The sequence below is a fragment of the Hydrogenophaga sp. 5NK40-0174 genome (genome assembly GCF_040372165.1).
Classification (GTDB): domain Bacteria; phylum Pseudomonadota; class Gammaproteobacteria; order Burkholderiales; family Burkholderiaceae_C; genus Hydrogenophaga.
The window spans coordinates 126,551-147,413 of record NZ_BAABWG010000001.1; the positions used below are offsets into that span (position 1 = coordinate 126,551).

A 20,863-nucleotide genomic window follows, 5' to 3' on the forward strand; every position below is an offset into this window, starting at 1 on the left:
CTTCACACAGGCTTGGCGGTCAGGGCGGGCGTCGCCAGAGCGATGCCCAAGCCCAGGCCAAGAATGAGCCATGCGCCCGAGACGGGCAGTACCCAGGCCACGACAGCAGCCATGAATGCCAGGCCCCAGCCGACGGTGGGCGGCAAGTGGCCTATCCGGGCAATCCACTGCTGCATCAGCCAACCCAACAACACCCAGGAGACACCTGCCACCTGAAACCACAGTGCGGCGAAGCGGTCCATCAGCAGCCCTTCGGGCTTCTCGATGCTGTGCCACCAACCAGCGTTTGCCCAGGCCGCCAGGATGTCGAAACTGAAGAAGACACCCAGGGCGCAGTGGATGAGTCCGATGGCCATGAGGAGGCGGCCGGCGTGTCGATGAATGAGCATGGTGCTTTCCTTCAGAGGGCACCCCATGGGGTGCCGTTGCAATGCATCGAACCGTACCATACGGTATGGTATGTTTCAAGTGCTGCATTGTGACCAAACAAGCTCTGATGCAGATCGCCCCATTTCTGGCGCAGACTTTGCGTCATGTCTGCTGACTATCATCGGTAGAAACCATCCAAGCCAAGCCGCTCCATTCGCACCCGGGGTGGCCAAGACGGAGAAACGACATGGACACGCTGGCACTGGCCAAGGCCCTTCCCAAAGCAGAACTGCACATCCACATTGAAGGCTCTCTGGAGCCAGAGCTGATCTTTGCGTTGGCGCAGCGCAATGGTGTGAGCCTGGCCTACGCAAGCGTAGACGCGCTGCGCGAGGCCTACGCCTTCACCGACCTCCAGAGCTTTCTGGACATCTACTACGCTGGGGCCAGCGTGCTCCTCAAGGAGGACGATTTCTTTGACATGGCCTGGGCCTACTTCGAGAAAGCCAAGGCCGACAACGTGGTGCATGCCGAGCTGTTCTTCGACCCGCAAACGCATACCGAGCGGGGCGTGGACATGGGCGTCGTCATCGGCGGGCTCAAGCGGGCTTGTGAAAAGGCGGAGCAAGACCTGGGCATCAGCTCGGCGCTCATCCTCTGTTTCCTGCGTCACCTGAGCGAAGACGAGGCATTTGCCACCTTGGAAGCCGCGATGCCCTACCGCGATGCCTTCATTGGCGTCGGGCTGGACTCCAGCGAAGTGGGCCACCCGCCGTCCAAGTTTTCACGCGTGTTTGCGCGATGCCGGGAGTTGGGGCTGCACATCGTCGCTCATGCGGGAGAGGAAGGGCCGCCGGCCTACATCTGGGAAGCCCTCGACGATCTGAAAGTGGAGCGTATCGATCACGGTGTGCGCTGCCTGGAGGACGACAAACTCGTCATGCAGCTTGCCAGGACACGCCTTCCGCTGACGGTGTGCCCGCTGTCCAACCTGAAGCTGTGCGTGGTGGATGACATGAAAGACCACCCACTCAAGCGCCTGCTCCATGCGGGCCTGTGCGCCACTGTCAACTCGGATGATCCTGCCTACTTTGGTGGCTACATGAACGCCAACTTCGAAGCCTGCGTCAATGCGTTGGGGTTGAACCGGGCGGAAGTCGTTCAACTGGTGCGCAACAGCTTTGAGGCCAGCTTCGTTGAGGAAGGCCGCCGGGCGGCATTGATGGCCAGCGTCGATGCCATGCTGGCGTCAAGCTGAGCGCTCAGGAGATCCGGGTCAGCCTTTGTGCTGATCGCTCTTGCCATCCGAAGGCTGGCGCAGGCTGATGGTGGGCAGGGTGCCCTCCGGCCCCGAAAGAGCGCGCCGGGCACGGTGCAACTTGTCGGCCCAGTGGCGCAAGCTGTCCTCACCACCCGCGAGCAAGCGTTCCATCAGGATCTTCACACCTGCTTCCAGCTTTTCACGCTGGGCTTTGCTGATGCCGCCAATGCCGGCGATCAATCGTTTGGCATCGGCCAGCATGGCGCCCGCACTGTCCTTGAAACGCTGGTAGTCGCGCACCACCACCAGAGCCAGCACCAGAACAGACAGCCAAGGGTAGTGCGCCAGTACTTCGGCCACAGGGTCGGAGTTGACCCTGAACCGCTGCAGTGAGGCGCGCTCGTCCAGGAGATCGGCCTTCAGGCTGGCCTGCCCTTTGTTCAAATCGAACTCGGTGCGCATCAAGGCGTCGAGGGATTGAAACCCCTCCACCACGGTGGTCAGCCCCGAGAAGTGATTGACGTCGCGATGAACCTCCACCCAGACGGGGAGGGCTTGTGGTTGATCACCCAGTGCCGATCGCACCAGTTCAAATGGAGTGGTATGGGGAGACTTCGACATGCCAGATCAAGCTTTAATGGTTCAAGGCCTCAGTGCAACGTACAAGTGTGTGTCGATGATTTCGCCATCTTTGAACATGCTTTTTGGCCGCACACTCTCTGCAGCGAAACCGGCTTTCTCCAGCACACGCATGGAAGCAGGGTTCCACTCGAACACAGGCGCTTCAAGGCGAACAAATGGCGTGCGCAGGAAAGCCGCCGACTTGAGGGCCATGGCGCAAGTGGTGGCAAAACCCTTGCCCCAGTGAGCGCGGCCAAGCCAGTAGCCAAACTGGCCAGTGAAGCGAAAGTTGCCTTCGCCAGCCATCACGCCCGCGCCGCCAATGACCCTGTCATCCAGCGCAATCGCGTAGAGCAGGTGCGGGTGATCGGCAGACCCTGCGTAGGCAACCCAGTTGTCTGCATCGGTGCGCCTGTAGGGGTGCGGAAAAATGTCGGCCAAGTTGCGCCAGACGCTTCGGTCGTTGGCATGGGCGAGCAAATCGGCCTGGTCGCCGTCGCGCCAGCATCGCAGCGTCAAACCAGGTACGCCAGTTTGCACCTCGGACATGCTGGGCAAGGCGTGAGCGGAATCAGGCGGTGCAGGCGTCGCCATGGTCGTGCGGTTCCACGCCTTGCGCGGCGCCCGGTGGTGGGTAGGCTTGCCGGAAGGTGAACGCAGCAGGGGATGACCCTTGCAGCCGGAGCAATGCCAGTCTCTCTGCCGCTTCCTCTACGGTCGGCAAATGCCCTTCTGGAATCCACCACAACACCATGTGGATGTTCGCCATGCGTTCAAACCATTCGCGTCGGCGACGCATGATGTCCACGTGACCCGACCGGTACACGTAGGTGTTCAAGGCATCGACGTCCTTCCATACCGACATGTTCACCAGCGTCGAATCGCCAAAATCCCGGATCGCGGTGGCATCGCCATCATCAGTTTTGAGTCGCCACACGTAGCCTTCGGACGATTCAGCCAGGGCATTGATGCGGTCCAGGTTGGCCACAAAGTCGGCCAACTCCGGGGAGTCCAGCGGGGCCTTGAGCTCTGCGATGTTGAGCTGGGCCAATTGGTATTGTTGGGTCATGACCATCCTCCTTGAACGGGGCGACGTCACACCAGGTCGACGGCGCGCTAAGACACTATAGCTGCAGGGAAAGGGGTTCAGGCTTCAGCAGCGCGCCAGGCCTTTAACAAGGCCTTGGGCAGGGTCTGGACGGGCTGCTCGTCACCACAGTCTTCCAGGGCCAGCCGGACACCGCCCATCAAGGCTTCTGCGTCCATGAGCAGCTTGAGGTTCTGAGGCAATTCATCCTCACGGGCATCGCAGGCCACGCGCGAGAGCGAATGGCATTTTCGGCAGGCGGCTGGGCGGGCTTCGTATGCCCTGCAGCGGTGGTCCTCACCAAGCAATACGCATGGCGGGCGCTCGGCCCAGGAGAGAGAAGGTGAGTCGTTGCTGGCTCGGGCTTCGGCAGCTTGGCGCATTTGTTGTGCAGCCTCAGCGGACCAATGCATCCGTATGAACCCAACCAAGGCCTCGGCTTCCATCGGCGTCACGCTGACCGCCTGATGGCAGCAGGCTGAACAGCCGCTTTCGCAGGCTGGGGGCAGCGTGTCGGCTTGCAAGGCCTGATCGAAGACAAGGGCCAAACCCTGGTAGAGCTGCTCGCGCGAGATGCGCCGCGCTTCGGCTCGCGGCAAGGGGGCCACACGCCGGAGCACGGCTTGCCTCACCCGTTGAACGGACGCTTCGAATTGGTCTCGTTCTTCCTTGTTCAGCATCGAAGGAGCGCAGCGCTCAGCCTGCGTTCTTGAACGCGAGATAGAAGATCTGGACGCAGAACACTTTGCTGCCCGCGTAGGCAAGTGAGCGCAAGGAAGCCTGATCGAAGGTGTAGAAGGCAGCGTGAAGCAGCCGCATCACCAGGTAGCCAATGGCCGCCGTGTTCAGCAGGTGCAGGTCCAGGCCTGACGCGTGGGCGATAAGAATGCAGGCCGAAAAAACAGCCAGCGATTCCCAGGCGTTGGCTTGCGCCGCGTAAACCCGTGCAGGCATTCCGGTGAGCTGCGCCTGTTGCGCGCGCGGGTGGTTGTTGTCCAGTTTGCCCATGGCACGGGTGCGCAGCGTGCCGCCAATCATCGCCAACCCGATGGGCAGCATGGCAGCAATGAACAGGACATACAGGATCAATGGCAGTGAGCTTGGCATGGTGAATCGAGGCGACATTGAATGAAACTGCCTCCATTGTGCGCCCGGCGGACTGCACTTGCGAGATTGGCCTGCCTGCTGTTGCGGCGCCGTCCTACAAACTGGCGTTCGCCTGCATGGTGTGATGGGGTCATGTGAAGACCGGGCCGGACGCGACGGCCCTCAAACAGGAGAACATCATGAATGCAAGCAAGACCATTGGCGCCATCTTGCTGGTCCTGGGCGCTCTGGGCCTGGTGTATGGGGGCTTCACCTACACCAAGGAAGAGACAGCTGCGAAGCTGGGGCCGCTGGAACTGACCGTGCAGGAAAAGGAAACCGTGAACGTGCCTATGTGGGCAGGTGTGGGCGCTATCGTCCTGGGCGGCCTGATCATGGTGCTGGGCGGCAGCCGCCGTTGATCTACCCTGTCCTTGGCGGGTTGTCTGACGCCTGAGCCGCTGGCGACATTTGCCGCCCTGCGATACAATCTCACCAGAGCGAGCCGGTGCTTCCCCGGCTCGTTTCTTTTTGTCCATTTCGGGAAGTCATGTAGAGGAACACCATGTACAAAAACCTCGCGGCCGGGCGCGCTCATGCCCGGACATCTGCTTTTCGGGTCGCAGCCGCTCTGACCCTGACCATCTCCTCCCTTCTGCCTCTGAGCGCCGGCGCACAAGCCGCCACAGGCAAATCTGCCAAGGGGCCCTTGAAAGCTGCGTTCGTGTATGTGGCGCCGCTGACGGATGCCGGATGGGTTCGCCAGCACGACCAGGGCCGTCTGGCAGTAGAGAAAGCACTGGGCGAACAGGTTCAGACCAGCTTTGTCGAGCAGGTCGCTGAAGGCGCCGACGCCGAGCGCGTGATCCGCGACCTCGCGCGCCAGGGCAGCCAGATCATCTTCACCCCCAGCTTTGGCTACATGGAGCCCACGCTCAAAGTGGCAAAAGAATTTCCGAATGTGAAGTTCGAATCCGTCACGGGCTACAAGACGGCAGAGAACGTGGCCGCGTCGAACGCTCGCTACTACCAGGGCCGGTACCTTGCCGGCATTGCAGCTGGCCGCCTGGCAACCGAAGCCGGTTACGTGGCGGGCTTTCCGATTCCGGAGGTGGTGCAAGGCATCAACGCCTTCGCGCTGGGCATGCGTTCGGTCAACCCCAAGGCGCAGGTGCGCGTGGTCTTCCTCAACGAATGGTTCAACCCTGCCCGCGAGCGTGAAGCCGCGATGAGCCTGATGGACCAGGGCGCTGAAGTGCTCGCCTTCCACACAGGCTCGACCGCTGTGATGTCGGCTGCGCAAGAGCGTGGCAAGCTGGCGGTGGCCTATCACTCCGATATGCGCAAAGTCGCACCTGATGCCCAGGTGGTGGCCGTCACCCACCTCTGGGGCAGTTACTATACCCAGCGCGTCAAGGCTGTGATGGACGGTTCCTGGAAGTCTGGCCAGGTCTGGGGTGGTGTGGCCGAAGGCATGATCAAGGTCGATGCATTTGGCCCCAAGGTGCCTGCCAAGGTGCGCGCCGAAGTGGAAGCCCGACAGGCCGACATTGCGGCCGGCAAGCTCAAGGTGTTCACCGCGGGTGCGCAAGCCGTCAAAGACAATGAAGGCGGAGAGCTGATCCCTGCTGGACAAAGCCTGGACGATAAAGCCATCCTCACCATGAACCGCTTTGTCCAGGGTGTGGTGGGGCAGGTCGCCCGCTGACCCGACCCCGGCCCACCGTTTCACCGGTGGGCTGCCTGCTTTCGGAGTAAGCTCTTCCCCATGAGAGCTTACCGGGCAGCCTTGCTGCGATTCAGTGAAGATGGCCACAGCCCTGTCTACGAGGAAGACGGGCTGCTGGTCATTGGCCCCGATGCCGAGGGCAAAAAGGTGGTGCGCGCGGCGGGCAGCTTCTCATCCCTGGCAGAGCGATACCCTGGGGTGGTCGTTGAAGACTGGCGTGGCCTCATCCTGGCGCCCGGGTTTGTGGACATGCACATCCACTACCCGCAGACCGACATCATTGGCGCACCGGCCGAAGGCTTGTTGCCCTGGCTGGAAAAATACACCTTTCCCTACGAGTCACGTTTTGCCGATGGGGCTTACGCAACGACGGTGGCGAGTTTTTTCTTTGATGAATTGCAACGCCATGGCGTGACCACGGCTTTGACCTTTGCGACCTCTCACCCAGCTTCAGTTCATGCTGCTTTTGAGGAGGCGCAGCGGCGTGATTTGCGCTTCATGACCGGCAAGGTGCTGCAAGACCGCCACAGCCCCGATGGCGTACGGGACGAGACCGAGCAAAGCTTGCTGGACACCGAGGCCTTGATCCGGCAATGGCACGGAAAAGACCGCCTGGGTTACGCCATCACGCCCCGCTTCGCACCCACCAGCACGCACAAACAACTGAGCGGTGCCGGAGAGCTGGCGGCCAAGTACCCGGACGTCTGGATTCAGTCGCACGTGGCCGAAAACCTGGATGAAGTGCGATGGGCAGCGGAACTGTTTCCCGACTCACGCAGTTATCTGGGTGTCTACGAAGACCATGGCTTGCTCAGGGAGCGTGCCGTGTATGCGCACTGCCTTCACCTCACCATGCAAGACAGGCAGGACATGGCGCGCACCGGCGCGGTGGCGGCCGTTTGCCCCACCAGCAATGCGTTCCTGGGCAGTGGATTCTTCGACTACCTCTCAGCCGATGAAGCGGGCATGCGGTACGGCCTAGCCAGCGATGTGGGTGGCGGCACGAGCTTCTCGCCCTTTGCCACCATGCTGGCCGCTTACAAAGTGGCGAGGGAGGGGCAGACCAAGCGCGGCATGACGCTCTCGCCCGGCCATTTGTGGTGGCAACACACGGCGGGGGCGGCGCAAGCCCTTGGGCTGGACGGTGTGGTGGGCAATCTGCAACCTGGCTGCGAGGCCGATTTCATCGCCATCGATCCCGAGGCCACACCCTTGCTGGCACGAAAGCACGCGCTGGCCAGCAGTCTGGATGAGTTGCTGTTTGCACTCATCGTGCTGGGCGACGACCGCGCCATTCGGCACGTCGTCGTCAATGGCCAGCGGCGCTCTACCGGGCAAGTCGATCAGCTGTAGCTCAGGTCGGTGGCCTTGCCCCAGAACACGCGGTACATGTAGGTGGTGTAGATCACGATCACCGGCAAGGTAATGGCCACACCAATGAACACCACCGTGAGCGGTCCGGTCTGGATGGCCGCTTCCCATGCGGTCATTTTGCCGATCACGATGTTCGGGAAGATGCTGAACGAAAGGCCAAAGAAGGCGAGCACAAAAATCAGCACAGTGGAAGCAAACACCAGCCAGCCATGACCACCGTTGACGATGGATCGGTTGACCAGGGTCCAGCGAATCACCGCAAAGGCCAACAGGCAGGTCAACGGCACCGGCATCAAGGCAATGGAAGAAGGGCCGCTGAACCATTTCTCAAACACCGCGCTGGAGACCAGTGGCGTGGCGATGGAAATGGCGAGCAGGGAAAGCCCCATTGGCCACATGGCGCGGCGCGCCCATTCGATGGCCAACTCACGCAGCAAGCCATCGGTCTTCATGATCAGCCAGCCACTGCCCAACAGCAGGTAGGCCGCGGGCAAGGTGATGGCAATGCCAGCGCTGAAAGCCAGACCCATCAGGCCGTTGTCAAAACCGGTGACATAGCTGCCCAGCATCCATCCCTGCGCCATGCTGGCCACCAGCGATCCAGTGAAGAAGGCGTTGTTCCAGAAGCGCTTGTACTGAGCAGGGGCCTTCACCCGGAAGTCGAAAGCCACGCCGCGCAGGATCAGGCCGATCAGCATGATCGCCACCGGCAGGTACAAAGCCTGGAGCACCAGGCCATGGGCTTTCGGGAAAGCGACGAGCAGCACGCCCACCCCCAGCACCAGCCAGGTTTCGTTGGCGTCCCAGAAGGGGCCGATACTGGCGATCATGGTGTCTTTGTGCTTCTCTGCCTTGGCCGCTGGCAGCAGCAGGCCGACGCCGAGGTCGTAGCCGTCGAGGATCACGTAGGCCAGCAAGGCCAGCCCCATCACGGCCAGGAAAATCAAGGGCAGCCATTCGCCCCAGGTCTGTGGCATGTCAATACTCCAGTTCAGTACTCAAAGACTCAAACATTCGGGTCGTGGACGCTTGGGTGGCAACGGGCGATCAAACGCCAGCCTTGCCCAGCGTCGGGTCGTCATGGGCAGGCACGTGGTCGCCAGTGCGTTGCTCTGCGAGGTGCTTGACCACGCCGACATAGGTCACCAGCAGCAACGCGTAGACGATGACGTAGGCAGCCAGCGTCGCGGCCACATAAGGTGGTGCGATCGCCGTGGCCACCTCGCTGGTGCGCAGCACGCCGTAGACGATGAAGGGTTGGCGCCCGATTTCGGTGACATACCAGCCTGCAATGGTGGCGGCCCAGCCCGAGAAGCTCATGCCCACCAGCACCCACAGGAACAGCTTGGGGAAACTCAGCTTGGGCCTGCCGCGCTGACGCCACACCTGGAAGGCGCCAAACCAGGCCACGGCCAGCATCAGCATGCCCACACCCACCATCACACGGAAGGCGTAGAACAGTGGCGCCACGGGCGGTGCTTCACCTTCGAAGTCGGCAATGCCTTTGAGTTCACCCTGTGCGTCGTGGCGCAAGATCAGACTGGCCAGTTGGGGAATCTTGATGGCGAAATGGGTGGTCTTGGCTTCTTCGTCAGGAATGCCGAACAAGGTCAGCGGCGCACCGCTTTCCGTTTCCCAGATGCCTTCCACTGCTGCAATCTTGGCCGGCTGGTGCTCCAGGGTATTGAGGCCGTGCAGGTCGCCGACCCAGATTTGCGTCGGGATTGCGATGGCGCCAGCGATGAGTGCGGCGCGCATGGCCTTGTACGTGCCGGCGTTGTCACTGCCCTTGAGGATCTGCCAGGCGCTCACGCCGGCAATCAGGAAGGAAACCGTGAGGGTAGAGGCGAGCAGCTTGTGTGTGAACCGGTAGGGGAAGGATGGGTTGAAGACGATGGCCAGCCAGTCCACTGGCAGGTATTCGCCATTGACGACTTCATAGCCCACCGGGGTCTGCATCCACGAGTTCAGACTCAGGATCCAGAAGGCCGACATGGTGGTGCCGAACGCCACCATCGAAGTGGCGAACAAGTGCATCCTGGGCGAGACGCGCCCGCGGCCGAACAACATGATGCCCAGGAAGCTGGCCTCCAGGAAAAAGGCGGTCAGCACCTCGTAGCCCAGTAGCGGACCGGAGATGTTGCCGGTCTTTTCCATGAAGCCAGGCCAGTTGGTGCCGAACTGGAAGCTCATCACGATGCCCGAGACCACGCCCAGAGCGAAGGTCAGCGCAAACACTTTGGTCCAGAAGTAATACGCCTCTTCCCAGGCAAGACTTTGCGTGCGGTTCTGCGCGATCCGGAAAAACAGCAGGAACCAGCACAAGGCAATGGTGATGGTGGGAAACAAGATGTGAAAACTCACATTGGCCGCAAATTGAAGGCGTGAAAGCAGCAAGGTGTCCATGTTCAGGCGCAGGAAGGTCACGGCACGCGCCAGGCGTGCCGGTCATCCATTCGTAGGTTGTGGTTCAGAGTGGGGCGCTCGGGTCCGGTGTGGTGTCTGGACTTCTCCGGGTGCCTTGAATTTTCAGGTGGCGTTGTCGTCTTCGGCTATCTCGGGCCGCGAGCGTGTCTGGCTCTTCTTGGCCGAAGCCTTGCCCGTGATTCGGTCCTTGAGCTCAAGCACGCGCGTCACCTTGGTGCCCATGCCCATGAGCTGCAGAGCGGTTTCCGGCGCGAGCTTCTGCACATCGTCAAACCAGGTCATGAGCCGGTCGATCAGGTCGTGCATTTCCCTCATGCGGGCCTGGGCATACAGCTCTTCATCGCTGTTGGGGGTTTCGAGCAGCGCGCCCCTGAGCATGGAAAGTGTGGGTTCGATCTCGCGTCGACGGCGCTCTTCGGCCAGCACGCGGAAGATCTCCCAGACGTCTTCCGGGGCCTCAAAGTAATCGCGGCGATCGCCGGGCAAGCGGCGCGAGCGCGTCAGGCGCCAGGCCTGCAGCTCTTTGAGTCCCATGCTCACGTTGGACCGCGAGATCTCCAGAGTCTCGGCAATCTCCTCGGCGTGCAAGGGGCGGGGTGTGACGTACAGCAGGGCGTAGATCTGCCCCACTGTCCGGTTGATCCCCCAGCGACTGCCCATTTCCCCGAAGTGCCAGACGAACTCCCGGTTCAGCGCGGGCATTTTGACTTCAGTGTTCATTGGTGGTTTGACCCATATCAATCGATGGGCGTTATTTTCACATATTTCAGAAATTTCAGAAATTTCTGAAGACCTTGAAAATGTAGGGGTAATGGTCGATACGGCCGGTCAGTGCGAATCCGGCTTTGGTGGCACGGTTTGTGGCGGCCTAAAATGGGAGGCTGAATCATCAAGAGCCGTAGCAAAGCCCTTCTCGCTGGCGAGACGGGACAACAAGCGTCGTCACGGTCAGCGCAGCGCTGGCCCACGGCCGGAAAGACAAGCATGAGTATCAAGAGTGACAAGTGGATCCGCCGCATGGCCGAACAGCACGGCATGATCGAGCCGTTTGAACCCGGGCAGATCCGCCAGTCGGCCGACGGCCAGAAGATCGTCAGCTATGGCACCAGCAGCTACGGCTATGACATTCGCTGTGCGCCGGAATTCAAGGTCTTCACCAATATCCATAGCACGGTGGTGGACCCGAAGAACTTCGACGAGAAGAGTTTTGTGGACATCAGCTCGGATGTCTGCATCATCCCGCCCAACAGCTTTGCGCTCGCGCGAACGGTGGAGTACTTCCGTATTCCTCGCAATGTCCTGACGGTCTGTCTGGGCAAGAGCACTTACGCCCGCTGCGGCATCATCGTGAACGTGACGCCGTTTGAGCCCGAATGGGAAGGCTACGTCACACTGGAGTTCTCCAACACGACGCCATTGCCCGCCAAGATCTATGCAGGCGAGGGCTGTGCCCAGGTGCTGTTCTTCGAAAGTGACGAAGTTTGCGAAACGAGTTACAAAGACCGAGGTGGCAAATACCAGGGTCAGGTGGGCGTCACGCTACCAAAAACCTGAGTGTTTTCAACAAGGTCTAAACAACCGGACCTTATTTGCCGACATTGACGAAAGGCAAACCTGGTGTCAGCTTAAGCAGGTACCATTGGCCTGTTTCGCTGTTTGTCAGCGAAGTTGTCAAATTGTTTTGCTGACCCGCCGGGGGGTCGAAACCCCGAAAGGGCCTGCCAGGGCTTTCTTTTTCCATGCGAGCGCCTGGTCCCTTTCCCGGCCCTCAACCCTGTCTGCGTGATTGCCAATGTCTCAAAATCCTCCTCAGATCGAGCGACCTCAACCCATTCCTGAAGGTCAGCCACTGCCGCATCGCAAGGTCATTCGCGGCTGGTTGACACCCATCGCCGAGCGTCGCACGGCCATGGGCATCTTTCTGCTGGCACTCGACTGGGCCGTCTTTGTCGCCCTGATCGTGGGCACCGTGACGTTGCAAGCCTGGTGGGCCAAGCTGCTCTGTGGCCTGGCCGCCGGCTTTGTCATCGGCCGTCTGTTCATCATCGGGCACGACGCCTGCCATCAGAGCTACACGCCTCACCGCAAGCTCAACAAGATCCTCGGCCGTATTGCGATGGTGCCTTCGCTGACGCCTTACAGCCTGTGGGAAGTGGGCCATAACGTGGTGCACCACGGCTATACCAACCTCAAGGGCGTGGATTTTGTGTGGGCGCCCATGACCAAGGAAGAGTTTGACCAACTCTCCCCCGGTCGCCGCATGATGGAGAAAATCTATCGCAGCGGATGGGGCCCGGCGTTGTATTACCTTGTGGAAATGTGGTGGCTGCGCATGTATTTCCCGCGCAAGAGCTACATGGGCACCCGCCGTGCCGAATTCACCTGGGATGGTGTCTTTGTGACTGCCTGTGCGGTTGCCTGGATCGCTGCACTGATCGGTGCTGCCTATGCCACCGAGCAATCGGCCTGGGCGCTGGTCGGCTACGGGTTTGTGATTCCCTTCCTGTTCTGGAACGCCATGATTGGCTTCGTGGTGTATGTGCACCACACCCACACGGCTGTTCAGTGGCATGACGACAAAGCTCTCTGGGCCAAGGCAGCGCCCTTCGTGTCCACGACCGTGCACCTGACATTCCCTTTCAAGATTGGCGGTCTGATGCACCACATCATGGAGCACACGGCGCATCACGTGGACATGAGCATCCCGCTCTACAAACTCAAGAGCGCCCAGAAGATGCTGGAAGACACTTTGCCGGGACGGATCATCATCCAGCGGTTCTCGTGGCGCTGGTATTTCGAGACAGCGCGTAAGTGCAAGCTCTACGACTTCACACGCCGTTGCTGGACCGATTTCCAGGGCCGACCGACCAGCGAGTGCAAGCCTGCGCTGGCCTGATCAGGCACTGAAGACGTCAAGAAAGAGGCACCTGAGGGTGTCTCTTTTTTTGTGCGCGGCAGCAGAAAATTGACCCCGGAAAGGGGGCAAAAGCCCGGACAGTGCGCATAATGTGACATTTACCGCGCAAGTACACGGCCCGCCGCGAGAATCCGGCCGGTGCTTCTGACCAGGAGAGCAGGCCATGAAGTGGGAGAACAATCGCCAATCCAGCAATATCGAGGACCGACGTGCTTCGTCGGGAGGCCTCGGTGGAGGGCTGGGCGGCATGTTCGGCCGTCGTGGTGGTACTCCTCGCCGCCGTGGCAAGGGCATGGGCCTCGGCACTATCGTCATCATTGTCATTGCTGCCTGGATCTTCGGCATCAATCCCATGTCATTGCTGGGGGTGCTGGGCGGCGCAGATGTGCCTGTTGCCTCGTCCCCGGCACCACGCTCAGCCCCGGCGGGCAGCGGCGAGCAGCCCTCTGACGAGATGGGCCAGTTTGTGGCGGCAGTCCTTGGCGGCACGGAAGACGCCTGGACGCGGATTTTCCAGCAAGGTGGTGGCCGCTATGAGGCACCTGTGCTGGTGCTCTACCGTGATTCCACCCCGACCGCATGCGGTTTCGGTCAGGCGGCCATGGGGCCGTTTTACTGTCCTGCGGATCGCAAGGTCTACATTGACCTGAGCTTCTACGACACCTTGCGTCGCCAGCTGGGCGCGCCCGGAGACTTTGCCCAGGCCTACGTCATTGCCCACGAAGTTGGCCATCATGTGCAGAACCTGATGGGCCTGACAGGCAAGGTCGACGAGATGCGTGGCCGTGTGAGCGAGCGCGAACACAATGCCCTGAGCGTCCGCCTCGAGTTGCAAGCCGACTGTTTTGCCGGCATCTGGGCGCACCACAATCACAAGGCCAATGATGTCCTGGAGCCCGGTGACGTGGAAGAGGCCCTCAATGCCGCAGCGGCCATCGGAGACGATGCCCTGCAGCGTCGCAGCCAGGGAACAGTGGTCCCTGACAGTTTCACTCACGGAACGAGCGAACAGAGGCAGCGCTGGTTCCATCGTGGCCTTGAGACCGGGAGCGTTCAGGCCTGCGATACCTTCAATGCGCGGGAACTCTGAGGCATCTCGCACAGGCCAGCTGGGGCATCCCTAGGGTTTAACCCTGATCGGTGCGACAATAACGGGTTGGCGCGCCCGGTTCGTGCCCACCAAACAATGACTCAAGCTTTTTCAGAACTCTCACTCGCCCCTACCATTGCCCGTGCCGTCCAGGAGATGGGTTACGAGCAGATGACCCCCATCCAGGCGCAGGCCATTCCCGTGGTGCTGCAAGGCCGGGACGTGATGGGTGCCGCCCAGACGGGTACCGGCAAGACAGCGGCTTTTTCCCTGCCGCTGCTCCAGCGCCTGTTGCGCCACGAGAACGCGTCCATGTCGCCCGCACGGCATCCGGTGCGGGCACTGGTGCTGCTGCCAACGCGCGAACTCGCCGATCAGGTCGCACAGCAGGTCAAACAGTACGCCAAACACACCCAGCTGCGAACGGCCGTCGTTTTCGGTGGCATGGACATGAAACCCCAGACAGCAGAGCTGCGCGCCGGGGTGGAAGTGCTGGTGGCCACACCCGGACGACTGCTGGACCACATTGAGGCCAAGAGCTGTGTGCTCAATCAGGTCGAGTATGTCGTCCTCGATGAAGCCGATCGCATGCTGGATATCGGTTTCTTGCCCGACCTGCAGCGCATTCTCAGCCACCTGCCCAAGCAACGCACAACGTTGCTGTTCTCGGCCACCTTCTCGCCTGAGATCAAGCGCCTGGCCAACAGCTATCTGCAGGACCCGGTCACGATCGAGGTGGCCCGCTCCAACGCGACCGCGTCGACGGTAGAGCAGCACTTCTATCGCGTCGACGATGATGACAAGCGCCATGTGCTGCGCCGACTGGTGCGCGACCGCGGTGTGACGCAGGCATTCGTCTTCTGCAACAGCAAGCTGGGGTGCGCGCGTCTGGCCCGTTCGCTCGAACGCGACGGGTTCAAGACGGCAGCACTTCACGGTGACAAGAGCCAGGACGAGCGTCTGAAATCGCTTGACGCCTTCAAGAAGGGCGAAGTGGAGTTGCTGGTCTGCACTGATGTGGCTGCCCGCGGTCTGGACATCAAGGATGTTCCGGCCGTGTTCAACTTTGACATTCCGTTCAACGCCGAAGACTACGTGCACCGCATCGGCCGCACGGGCAGGGCAGGCGCTTCTGGTCTGGCCATCTCCTTTGTGGGTGGTCGCGACAGCCGGCTCATGGCCGACATTGAGAAGCTCGTGGGCAAGAAGTTCGAGCAGGAGCCCGTGGAGCTGGCCTCAGACCGGCGCCCTGCAGGCCATTTCAACGACGGCCAGCGGGCATGGCGCCACGACGAAAAGCAGGGTGGCCGTGAGAGTCGGCACATGGCGAAAGTGCCCAAGGCACCGTCCGACCCCTTGTTCGACAAGCCCTATGTGGAGCCTTCCGTCAGCGAAGGGGAAAAGCCTTCGTGGGAGGCGCCTGAGAAGAAGTCTGCCGCTGGTCGGGCATCGCCCAACATCAAGCAGCGCAAGAAAGTGCCGGCCCTGTTCAAGGCGCCAGTGCCTGCCTCAGGCGAAGACGGGCAGGACTGAGCGCTGCGGCCAACCGGGCCGCTTCGCTGCTGTCCCGGGGGGTTATCTGACCTTTCTCTCACTCGCTTTGAGGCGGCCGGGTTTCTGCGACTGAGGGCACTCCACTCTGACAAGCTGCACAGACCCTGCCGGCTCCTGCAAGCGGGCGGCAGTCAGACATCCGCCCCAGACGCAGCCTGTGTCCAGAGGCAATACCCCTGGTGCGCGGGCTTCCCGGAGGGTGGACCAATGCCCAAATGCCACCGGGGTGTCCTGGGTGCGGCGGCTGGGTACTTCAAACCATGGCATGAAACCGTGTGGAGCAGACGCGGCGTCATCCTTGGTCTCGAACTCCATGACGCCGTTGGCCGAGCAGAAGCGCAATCGCGTCAGTGCATTGACGATCACCCTGAGCCTGTTCGTGCCGGTGAGCGTGTCTTGCCAGCGCGCCGGATGATTGCCATACATCTCATGCAGGAAATCTCCCCAGTCGGGGCCTCGCAGCACTGCCTCCACCTCCCTGGCCAGTCGCAAGGTTTGTGCGGTGTCCCACTGGGGCAAGACGCCCGCGTGGACCATCAGCCAGCCATGGGCATGAATGGCCATGGAGCGCCCTCGCAGCCAGTCCTGCAAAGCAATGGCGTCCGGGGCCTGCAGAATGTCGTCAAGCGTGTCACGCCGATGCGGCTTGCGCACCCCGTGCATCACGGCCAGCAAATGCAAGTCGTGGTTGCCCAGCAGGCAGTGTGCTGAGCCTTGCATCGCCATGAGACGCCGCAGAACAGCCAGAGAGTCGGGTCCGCGGTTGATCAGGTCTCCCAGTAGGTAGACGTTGTCCCTGCTGGGAGAGAAATCCACCGCCGCCAGCAGCCTGCCCAGTGGCTCGTCGCATCCCTGAACATCACCAATCAAATATGTCGCCATGACGCAATTGTCCATGGTTCGGGATAGCCTTGCGGGCTCGACGCAGGCCCGGATCGAAAAGTCGGGGACAATGCTCACTATCTATGGACATCATCCTGATTGTTTTTCTGACCTTGCTCAATGGCGCCTTCGCCATGTCCGAGCTGGCATTGGCTTCCAGTCGAAAGGCCCGCCTGATGGCATTGGCCGAATCTGGCGACAACGGCGCTCGTACCGCGCTGGAGCTGCTTGAGCACCCGACAAGGTTTCTTTCCTCGGTGCAGGTGGGCATCACATCCATCGGCATGCTCAACGGCATTGTGGGTGAGGCCGCATTCAGCGACGAACTGGCCGACTGGCTGCAGAACGTGGGCGTGTATGGCACAACGGCTGAAGCCATGGCCACGGGCATCGTGGTGGTGATCATCACCTTTGTGACCATTGTGTTCGGCGAGCTGGTGCCCAAGCGCATCGGGCAGCTGTATCCGGAGGCTGTTTCGCGCTGGGTGTCGCGCCCCATGGCACTGGTGGCCAAGGGCGCCGCCCCGTTCGTGTGGCTCCTGACCCATACCACCCAGCTGGTACTCAAGTTGTTGCGCATTGATTCCAATGCCGTGCAGCTGGTCACGGAAGAAGAAATCCGTGCCAGCCTGGAAGAGGGTGTCGATGCCGGCATCATCGAGCAGCATGAGCACCAGATGGTGCGCAACGTGTTTCAGCTCGACACTCGCCAGCTGTCGTCAATCATGGTGCCCCGCTCGGATATCGAGTGGCTCGAGGGCACCGATTCGCTGGACACGGCAGCTGCAGAAGGATGGAGGAAAGGACACTCCTGGTATCCGGTATGCCGCGGCGGACTGGACCATGTGGTGGGTCTGATCCATCTGCCCACACTGATGTCCCTGCAGGCCGACGGCGTCAGTGGCAACGTGCTGGACCATGTTGTCCCTGCCGTTTTTGTTCCGGAGACACTGTCTGGCATGGAGCTGCTGGAGCAGCTTCGCGTGCGATCGACACCTCTGGTGTGCGTGGTGGACGAATATGGTGAGGTTCAGGGGCTGCTGACAGCAATGGACCTGCTTGAGGCCATCACCGGCGAGCTGTACCCGGAGCAGGCGGTGGACGCCTGGGCCACCCTGCAGGCCGATGGCAGCTGGCTGATTGACGGCGGTATGCCGGTGGCGGAGCTCAAGTCCAGGCTGGCCATCGTGGAGCTGCCCGAAGAAGCCAAGCGGCGCTACAACACGGTTGGCGGGATGATGCTCTCTGAGGCGGGTCGCTTGCTGGAGCAAGGCGAGTCTGTCGAGTGCGTTGGCTGGCGCTTTGAAGTCAAGGCACTCGAGGGCCGGCGCATCGAAGAAGTCATTGCGTTTCCGCTGGCACCTGAGCCGGCCGGCGAGGTTTCGGGCAACGCCTGACGCTGGTTCAGTGCGAATTGGACTGGCAGTCCGCTCAGATTCAGTCGTCTGATGGCTTCTTGCGTCGCGCTGCACGCGAGGCTGTCGTCTTCTTGCCCAGGGTGGACTGGCCTTGTCTGGCACGCTTGCCAGCCTGCAGGGGCTTGGCCTGAATGACCGGATGAGGCTCTGGCTGGGGGTGGGACAACAGCCATTCCTTGAAAGCCTGTGCCGCAGCCGAAAGCCGCTTGCCCCGGGGATAGACCAAGTGCCAGCGGCGAATGAGCGGGAACCCTTTCACGTCCAGTTGTACCAGCTCTCCCAGCGCCAGTTCCGGCCCCACGGTGTGGGCAGACAGCACAGCCAGGCCCAGACCGCCGGCCACGGTCTGTTTGATGGCCTCATTGGACCCCACCTCCAGGCGGGTTTTGGGCGAAAAACCTTGCTCGGCAAAGAACTTCTCGGTGGTCAGGCGTGTGCCTGAGCCCGGCTCGCGCTGGATGAAGGGCTCGTTGCGCAAGCGTTGCGCCGAGATGCTCTTCTGTCCCACGAGTGGATGGTCAGGGGGTGCTACGAGAACCAGTGGATTGTCGGCAAAGTCTTCGCACACCAGGTCCATCTGCTCGGGCGGCTGCCCCATGATGGTGAGGTCGTCCTGATTGTGCGTAATGCGTTGCAGCAGCTTCTCACGGTTGCCCACCACCATGGCCACATCGATGCCGGGGTGTGCCGCACAGAAGCCGCCCAGCAATTTGGGAACGGTGTATTTCACCGTGGTCAGAATCGCCAGCTTCATGCTGCCGCGCTCTACGCCTTGCAGCGCCGCCAGATCCTGCGAAAGGCGCTCCATTCGGTCCTCGATGTCCTGGCAGGCCTCGGCCAGTGTCTCGCCAGCGGCAGTCAGAAAGATCTTCTTGCCCAGCTGTTCGAACAGCGGTTGCCCCACTGTTTCCGACAGCTGTTTGACCTGCAGCGACAGGGTTGGCGGTGACAGGTGCAGCTCTTCCGCCGCCCGCGCAAAGCTGTTGTGCCGTGCAACGGCCAGAAAAATGCGCAGCTGATGCAAGGTGGCGTGACGCAAGTTCATGCGATAACTCTAATCATTTATAAAAGTAAAACATAACATTCAGAACATTTTACTTTTATTTATTCATCATCGGGCCAACAATTTGCACCAAGGATGACAGGCCGCACTCGCAAGGAGTCGGCATCAGCCGGACAACGTTCAACCAACAGGAGCAACAGGCCATGGCCACCAAGACCTACAACGCGGGCGTCAAGGAATACCGCAGCACTTACTGGGAACCCGACTACCAAGTCAAGGATACCGACATCCTGGCAGTGTTTAAGATTACCCCGCAGCCCGGCGTTGACCGCGAAGAAGTGGCAGCCGCTGTGGCAGCCGAGTCTTCAACAGGCACCTGGACGACGGTCTGGACCGACCTGCTGACCGATCTCGACTACTACAAGGGTCGCGCCTACAAGATCGAGGACGTGCCTGGCGACGACACCTGCTTCTACGCCTTCGTGGCCTACCCGATCGACCTGTTCGAAGAAGGCTCGGTCGTCAACGTGCTGACCTCGTTGGTGGGCAACGTGTTCGGCTTCAAGGCGCTGCGTGCACTGCGCCTGGAAGACGTTCGTTTCCCGATCGCTTACGTCAAGACCTGCGGTGGCCCTCCTCATGGCATCCAGGTTGAACGCGACATCATGAACAAGTACGGCCGTCCGCTGCTCGGTTGCACGATCAAGCCCAAGCTGGGCCTGTCCGGCAAGAACTACGGTCGCGCCGTGTACGAGTGCCTCCGCGGTGGCCTGGACTTCACCAAGGACGACGAGAACGTCAACTCGCAGCCTTTCATGCGGTGGCGCCAGCGTTTCGACTTCGTGATGGAGGCCATTGAAAAGGCTGAGCGCGAAACCGGCGAGCGCAAAGGTCACTACCTGAACGTGACGGCCCCGACGCCGGAAGAGATGTACAAGCGCGCTGAATACGCCAAGGAGCTGGGTGCGCCGATCATCATGCACGACTACCTGACCGGTGGCCTGTGTGCCAACACGGGCCTGGCCAACTGGTGTCGTGACAATGGCATGTTGCTGCACATTCACCGCGCCATGCACGCCGTGCTGGACCGCAACCCGCACCACGGCATTCACTTCCGTGTGCTGACCAAAGTGCTGCGCCTCTCTGGTGGCGACCATCTGCACTCCGGCACTGTGGTGGGCAAGCTCGAGGGTGACCGTGCCTCCACGCTGGGCTGGATCGACATCATGCGCGACTCCTACATCAAGGAAGACCGCAGCCGTGGCATCTTCTTTGACCAGGACTGGGGCTCCATGCCGGGTGTGATGCCGGTTGCTTCCGGCGGCATTCATGTGTGGCACATGCCCGCGCTGGTCAACATCTTCGGTGACGACTCCGTGCTTCAGTTCGGCGGCGGTACGCTGGGCCACCCATGGGGCAACGCTGCCGGTGCAGCCGCCAACCGTGTGGCACTGGAAGCCTGCGTCAAGGCGCGCAATGAAGGCGTGGCCGTGGAGAAGGAAGGCAAGGCGGTTCTGACCGAAGCGGCCAAGCACTCGCCTGAACTGTCCATCGCCATGGAAACCTGGAAAGAGATCAAGTTCGAGTTCGACACCGTTGACAAGCTTGACGTGGCGCACCGCTGAGCGGCCGGGCCACCGGTACCGATCTCACCCAGATCCCAACACAGATCCCAACAGATTAGAGGACACAACATGCAGGACTATCACAGCCGCCTTTCTGACCCGGCCAGTCGCAAATTCGAGACCTTCTCCTACCTGCCAGCCATGACGCCGGAGGAAATCCGCAAGCAGGTCGAGTACATCGTGAGCAAGGGCTGGAACCCGGCCATCGAGCACACCGAACCCCAGTACCTGATGGACTCCTACTGGTACATGTGGAAGTTGCCGATGTTCGGCGAGACCGATATCGACCTGATCCTGGGTGAAGCCGAGGCGTGCCACAAGGCCAACCCGGACAACCACGTTCGTCTGGTCGGCTACGACAACTTTGCCCAGTCGCAAGGTGCGTCGATGGTGATTTATCGCGGAAAGACTGTTTAACCC

General features: G+C 61.0%; 23 protein-coding genes. 12 read left to right on the forward strand and 11 right to left on the reverse strand.

Translation table 11 applies throughout. The features are described from left to right. Window positions 1–2: 2 nt before the first annotated feature. Entirely contained in the window at window positions 3–389 is a 387-nt protein-coding gene (locus tag ABWV89_RS00570; protein WP_353393197.1) for a DUF6463 family protein, read from the reverse strand. Window positions 390–616: 227 nt separating this feature from the next. Here ABWV89_RS00570 and ABWV89_RS00575 point away from each other — a divergent pair, with 227 nt between their 5' ends. Next, window positions 617–1,627 (forward strand): adenosine deaminase, encoded by a 1,011-nt coding sequence (locus tag ABWV89_RS00575; RefSeq protein WP_353393199.1) that lies wholly within the window; start codon window positions 617–619, stop codon window positions 1,625–1,627. A gap of 18 nt (window positions 1,628–1,645) precedes the next feature. On the opposite strand, the gene ABWV89_RS00580 is transcribed toward ABWV89_RS00575, so the two are convergent. The 5 genes from ABWV89_RS00580 to ABWV89_RS00600 all read right to left on the reverse strand — a co-directional run bounded on the left by ABWV89_RS00580 (window position 1,646) and on the right by ABWV89_RS00600 (window position 4,445). Further along, on the reverse strand, window positions 1,646–2,251 hold the full coding sequence (locus ABWV89_RS00580; protein WP_353393201.1) for a hypothetical protein: 606 nt from the start codon (window positions 2,249–2,251) through the stop codon (window positions 1,646–1,648). 21 nt (window positions 2,252–2,272) lie between these two features. Beyond that, window positions 2,273–2,845: a GNAT family N-acetyltransferase gene (locus ABWV89_RS00585; protein ID WP_353393203.1), complete on the reverse strand. Its 573-nt coding sequence runs from the start codon at window positions 2,843–2,845 to the stop codon at window positions 2,273–2,275. Then, window positions 2,823–3,320 carry a DUF3291 domain-containing protein gene (locus ABWV89_RS00590; protein WP_353393205.1) on the reverse strand — a complete coding sequence of 166 codons (498 nt, stop codon included), beginning with the start codon at window positions 3,318–3,320 and terminating at the stop codon, window positions 2,823–2,825. Before ABWV89_RS00590 ends, ABWV89_RS00585 begins: the two co-directional genes overlap by 23 nt. A gap of 77 nt (window positions 3,321–3,397) precedes the next feature. Further along, the gene (locus ABWV89_RS00595) at window positions 3,398–4,018 is read right to left on the reverse strand and encodes a YkgJ family cysteine cluster protein (RefSeq protein ID WP_353393207.1); all 621 of its coding nucleotides are present in this window, start codon (window positions 4,016–4,018) and stop codon (window positions 3,398–3,400) included. 16 nt (window positions 4,019–4,034) lie between these two features. Then, complete coding sequence (locus tag ABWV89_RS00600) at window positions 4,035–4,445, reverse strand: MAPEG family protein (protein ID WP_353393208.1); 411 nt, start codon at window positions 4,443–4,445, stop codon at window positions 4,035–4,037. A 179-nt stretch (window positions 4,446–4,624) separates the two neighbouring features. Between ABWV89_RS00600 and ABWV89_RS00605 the strand changes: the two genes are divergently transcribed. The 3 genes from ABWV89_RS00605 (at window position 4,625) to guaD (ending at window position 7,506) form a co-directional block, all read left to right on the forward strand. Next, window positions 4,625–4,846, forward strand: coding sequence for a hypothetical protein (locus tag ABWV89_RS00605; protein WP_353393209.1), 222 nt, complete (start codon window positions 4,625–4,627; stop codon window positions 4,844–4,846). 143 nt (window positions 4,847–4,989) lie between these two features. Further along, window positions 4,990–6,132: a BMP family ABC transporter substrate-binding protein gene (locus ABWV89_RS00610; RefSeq protein WP_353393210.1), complete on the forward strand. Its 1,143-nt coding sequence runs from the start codon at window positions 4,990–4,992 to the stop codon at window positions 6,130–6,132. Between the two features lie 60 nt (window positions 6,133–6,192). After that, a complete protein-coding gene (gene guaD, locus ABWV89_RS00615) occupies window positions 6,193–7,506 on the forward strand; it encodes a guanine deaminase (RefSeq protein ID WP_353393212.1) in 1,314 nt (437 codons plus the stop codon). On the opposite strand, the gene ABWV89_RS00620 is transcribed toward guaD, so the two are convergent. The 3 genes from ABWV89_RS00620 to ABWV89_RS00630 all read right to left on the reverse strand — a co-directional run bounded on the left by ABWV89_RS00620 (window position 7,497) and on the right by ABWV89_RS00630 (window position 10,674). Then, window positions 7,497–8,504 carry a cytochrome d ubiquinol oxidase subunit II gene (locus tag ABWV89_RS00620; RefSeq protein WP_353393214.1) on the reverse strand — a complete coding sequence of 336 codons (1,008 nt, stop codon included), beginning with the start codon at window positions 8,502–8,504 and terminating at the stop codon, window positions 7,497–7,499. The two genes, guaD and ABWV89_RS00620, sit on opposite strands and share 10 nt — an antisense overlap. A 70-nt stretch (window positions 8,505–8,574) precedes the next feature. Further along, window positions 8,575–9,933 (reverse strand): cytochrome ubiquinol oxidase subunit I, encoded by a 1,359-nt coding sequence (locus ABWV89_RS00625; protein WP_353395110.1) that lies wholly within the window; start codon window positions 9,931–9,933, stop codon window positions 8,575–8,577. A 123-nt stretch (window positions 9,934–10,056) separates the two neighbouring features. Continuing rightward, window positions 10,057–10,674 (reverse strand): GbsR/MarR family transcriptional regulator, encoded by a 618-nt coding sequence (locus ABWV89_RS00630; protein WP_353393216.1) that lies wholly within the window; start codon window positions 10,672–10,674, stop codon window positions 10,057–10,059. Between the two features lie 7 nt (window positions 10,675–10,681). Between ABWV89_RS00630 and ABWV89_RS00635 the strand changes: the two genes are divergently transcribed. The 5 genes from ABWV89_RS00635 to ABWV89_RS00655 all read left to right on the forward strand — a co-directional run bounded on the left by ABWV89_RS00635 (window position 10,682) and on the right by ABWV89_RS00655 (window position 15,494). Next, complete coding sequence (locus ABWV89_RS00635; RefSeq protein WP_353393218.1) at window positions 10,682–10,942, forward strand: hypothetical protein; 261 nt, start codon at window positions 10,682–10,684, stop codon at window positions 10,940–10,942. Beyond that, window positions 10,939–11,508, forward strand: a complete 570-nt coding sequence (dcd, locus tag ABWV89_RS00640; protein WP_353393220.1) for a dCTP deaminase — start codon at window positions 10,939–10,941, stop codon at window positions 11,506–11,508. The genes ABWV89_RS00635 and dcd overlap by 4 nt, the downstream gene beginning before the upstream one ends. Before the next feature lie 238 nt (window positions 11,509–11,746). After that, window positions 11,747–12,850: a fatty acid desaturase gene (locus tag ABWV89_RS00645; RefSeq protein ID WP_353393222.1), complete on the forward strand. Its 1,104-nt coding sequence runs from the start codon at window positions 11,747–11,749 to the stop codon at window positions 12,848–12,850. Between the two features lie 184 nt (window positions 12,851–13,034). Beyond that, the gene (ypfJ, locus tag ABWV89_RS00650) at window positions 13,035–13,961 is read left to right on the forward strand and encodes a KPN_02809 family neutral zinc metallopeptidase (RefSeq protein WP_353393224.1); all 927 of its coding nucleotides are present in this window, start codon (window positions 13,035–13,037) and stop codon (window positions 13,959–13,961) included. 96 nt (window positions 13,962–14,057) lie between these two features. Continuing rightward, window positions 14,058–15,494 carry a DEAD/DEAH box helicase gene (locus tag ABWV89_RS00655; RefSeq protein WP_353393226.1) on the forward strand — a complete coding sequence of 479 codons (1,437 nt, stop codon included), beginning with the start codon at window positions 14,058–14,060 and terminating at the stop codon, window positions 15,492–15,494. A 42-nt stretch (window positions 15,495–15,536) separates the two neighbouring features. On the opposite strand, the gene ABWV89_RS00660 is transcribed toward ABWV89_RS00655, so the two are convergent. Further along, window positions 15,537–16,397, reverse strand: a complete 861-nt coding sequence (locus ABWV89_RS00660) for a symmetrical bis(5'-nucleosyl)-tetraphosphatase (RefSeq protein WP_353393228.1) — start codon at window positions 16,395–16,397, stop codon at window positions 15,537–15,539. Window positions 16,398–16,480: 83 nt separating this feature from the next. On the opposite strand from ABWV89_RS00660, the gene ABWV89_RS00665 reads away from it, so the two are divergent. Beyond that, window positions 16,481–17,794, forward strand: a complete 1,314-nt coding sequence (locus ABWV89_RS00665; protein ID WP_353393230.1) for a hemolysin family protein — start codon at window positions 16,481–16,483, stop codon at window positions 17,792–17,794. A gap of 40 nt (window positions 17,795–17,834) precedes the next feature. On the opposite strand, the gene ABWV89_RS00670 is transcribed toward ABWV89_RS00665, so the two are convergent. Further along, window positions 17,835–18,860 carry a LysR family transcriptional regulator gene (locus ABWV89_RS00670; protein ID WP_353393232.1) on the reverse strand — a complete coding sequence of 342 codons (1,026 nt, stop codon included), beginning with the start codon at window positions 18,858–18,860 and terminating at the stop codon, window positions 17,835–17,837. Window positions 18,861–19,021: 161 nt separating this feature from the next. Between ABWV89_RS00670 and ABWV89_RS00675 the strand changes: the two genes are divergently transcribed. Both ABWV89_RS00675 and ABWV89_RS00680 read left to right on the forward strand, forming a co-directional pair. Beyond that, window positions 19,022–20,443: a form I ribulose bisphosphate carboxylase large subunit gene (locus ABWV89_RS00675; protein ID WP_353393234.1), complete on the forward strand. Its 1,422-nt coding sequence runs from the start codon at window positions 19,022–19,024 to the stop codon at window positions 20,441–20,443. A gap of 69 nt (window positions 20,444–20,512) precedes the next feature. Next, window positions 20,513–20,860: a ribulose bisphosphate carboxylase small subunit gene (locus ABWV89_RS00680; RefSeq protein ID WP_353393235.1), complete on the forward strand. Its 348-nt coding sequence runs from the start codon at window positions 20,513–20,515 to the stop codon at window positions 20,858–20,860. Window positions 20,861–20,863: the final 3 nt, after the last annotated feature.

What these genes read in the sequence shown, in the direction of transcription:
- ABWV89_RS00570 (WP_353393197.1), bottom strand. Translation starts at nt 389, where the DNA reads ATGCTCATTCATCGACACGCCGGCCGCCTCCTCATGGCCATCGGACTC.
- ABWV89_RS00575 (WP_353393199.1), top strand. Translation starts at nt 617, where the DNA reads ATGGACACGCTGGCACTGGCCAAGGCCCTTCCCAAAGCAGAACTGCAC.
- ABWV89_RS00580 (WP_353393201.1), bottom strand. Translation starts at nt 2,251, where the DNA reads ATGTCGAAGTCTCCCCATACCACTCCATTTGAACTGGTGCGATCGGCA.
- ABWV89_RS00585 (WP_353393203.1), bottom strand. Translation starts at nt 2,845, where the DNA reads ATGGCGACGCCTGCACCGCCTGATTCCGCTCACGCCTTGCCCAGCATG.
- ABWV89_RS00590 (WP_353393205.1), bottom strand. Translation starts at nt 3,320, where the DNA reads ATGACCCAACAATACCAATTGGCCCAGCTCAACATCGCAGAGCTCAAG.
- ABWV89_RS00595 (WP_353393207.1), bottom strand. Translation starts at nt 4,018, where the DNA reads ATGCTGAACAAGGAAGAACGAGACCAATTCGAAGCGTCCGTTCAACGG.
- ABWV89_RS00600 (WP_353393208.1), bottom strand. Translation starts at nt 4,445, where the DNA reads ATGCCAAGCTCACTGCCATTGATCCTGTATGTCCTGTTCATTGCTGCC.
- ABWV89_RS00605 (WP_353393209.1), top strand. Translation starts at nt 4,625, where the DNA reads ATGAATGCAAGCAAGACCATTGGCGCCATCTTGCTGGTCCTGGGCGCT.
- ABWV89_RS00610 (WP_353393210.1), top strand. Translation starts at nt 4,990, where the DNA reads ATGTACAAAAACCTCGCGGCCGGGCGCGCTCATGCCCGGACATCTGCT.
- guaD (WP_353393212.1), top strand. Translation starts at nt 6,193, where the DNA reads ATGAGAGCTTACCGGGCAGCCTTGCTGCGATTCAGTGAAGATGGCCAC.
- ABWV89_RS00620 (WP_353393214.1), bottom strand. Translation starts at nt 8,504, where the DNA reads ATGCCACAGACCTGGGGCGAATGGCTGCCCTTGATTTTCCTGGCCGTG.
- ABWV89_RS00625 (WP_353395110.1), bottom strand. Translation starts at nt 9,933, where the DNA reads ATGGACACCTTGCTGCTTTCACGCCTTCAATTTGCGGCCAATGTGAGT.
- ABWV89_RS00630 (WP_353393216.1), bottom strand. Translation starts at nt 10,674, where the DNA reads ATGAACACTGAAGTCAAAATGCCCGCGCTGAACCGGGAGTTCGTCTGG.
- dcd (WP_353393220.1), top strand. Translation starts at nt 10,939, where the DNA reads ATGAGTATCAAGAGTGACAAGTGGATCCGCCGCATGGCCGAACAGCAC.
- ABWV89_RS00645 (WP_353393222.1), top strand. Translation starts at nt 11,747, where the DNA reads ATGTCTCAAAATCCTCCTCAGATCGAGCGACCTCAACCCATTCCTGAA.
- ypfJ (WP_353393224.1), top strand. Translation starts at nt 13,035, where the DNA reads ATGAAGTGGGAGAACAATCGCCAATCCAGCAATATCGAGGACCGACGT.
- ABWV89_RS00655 (WP_353393226.1), top strand. Translation starts at nt 14,058, where the DNA reads ATGACTCAAGCTTTTTCAGAACTCTCACTCGCCCCTACCATTGCCCGT.
- ABWV89_RS00660 (WP_353393228.1), bottom strand. Translation starts at nt 16,397, where the DNA reads ATGGCGACATATTTGATTGGTGATGTTCAGGGATGCGACGAGCCACTG.
- ABWV89_RS00665 (WP_353393230.1), top strand. Translation starts at nt 16,481, where the DNA reads ATGGACATCATCCTGATTGTTTTTCTGACCTTGCTCAATGGCGCCTTC.
- ABWV89_RS00670 (WP_353393232.1), bottom strand. Translation starts at nt 18,860, where the DNA reads ATGAACTTGCGTCACGCCACCTTGCATCAGCTGCGCATTTTTCTGGCC.
- ABWV89_RS00675 (WP_353393234.1), top strand. Translation starts at nt 19,022, where the DNA reads ATGGCCACCAAGACCTACAACGCGGGCGTCAAGGAATACCGCAGCACT.
- ABWV89_RS00680 (WP_353393235.1), top strand. Translation starts at nt 20,513, where the DNA reads ATGCAGGACTATCACAGCCGCCTTTCTGACCCGGCCAGTCGCAAATTC.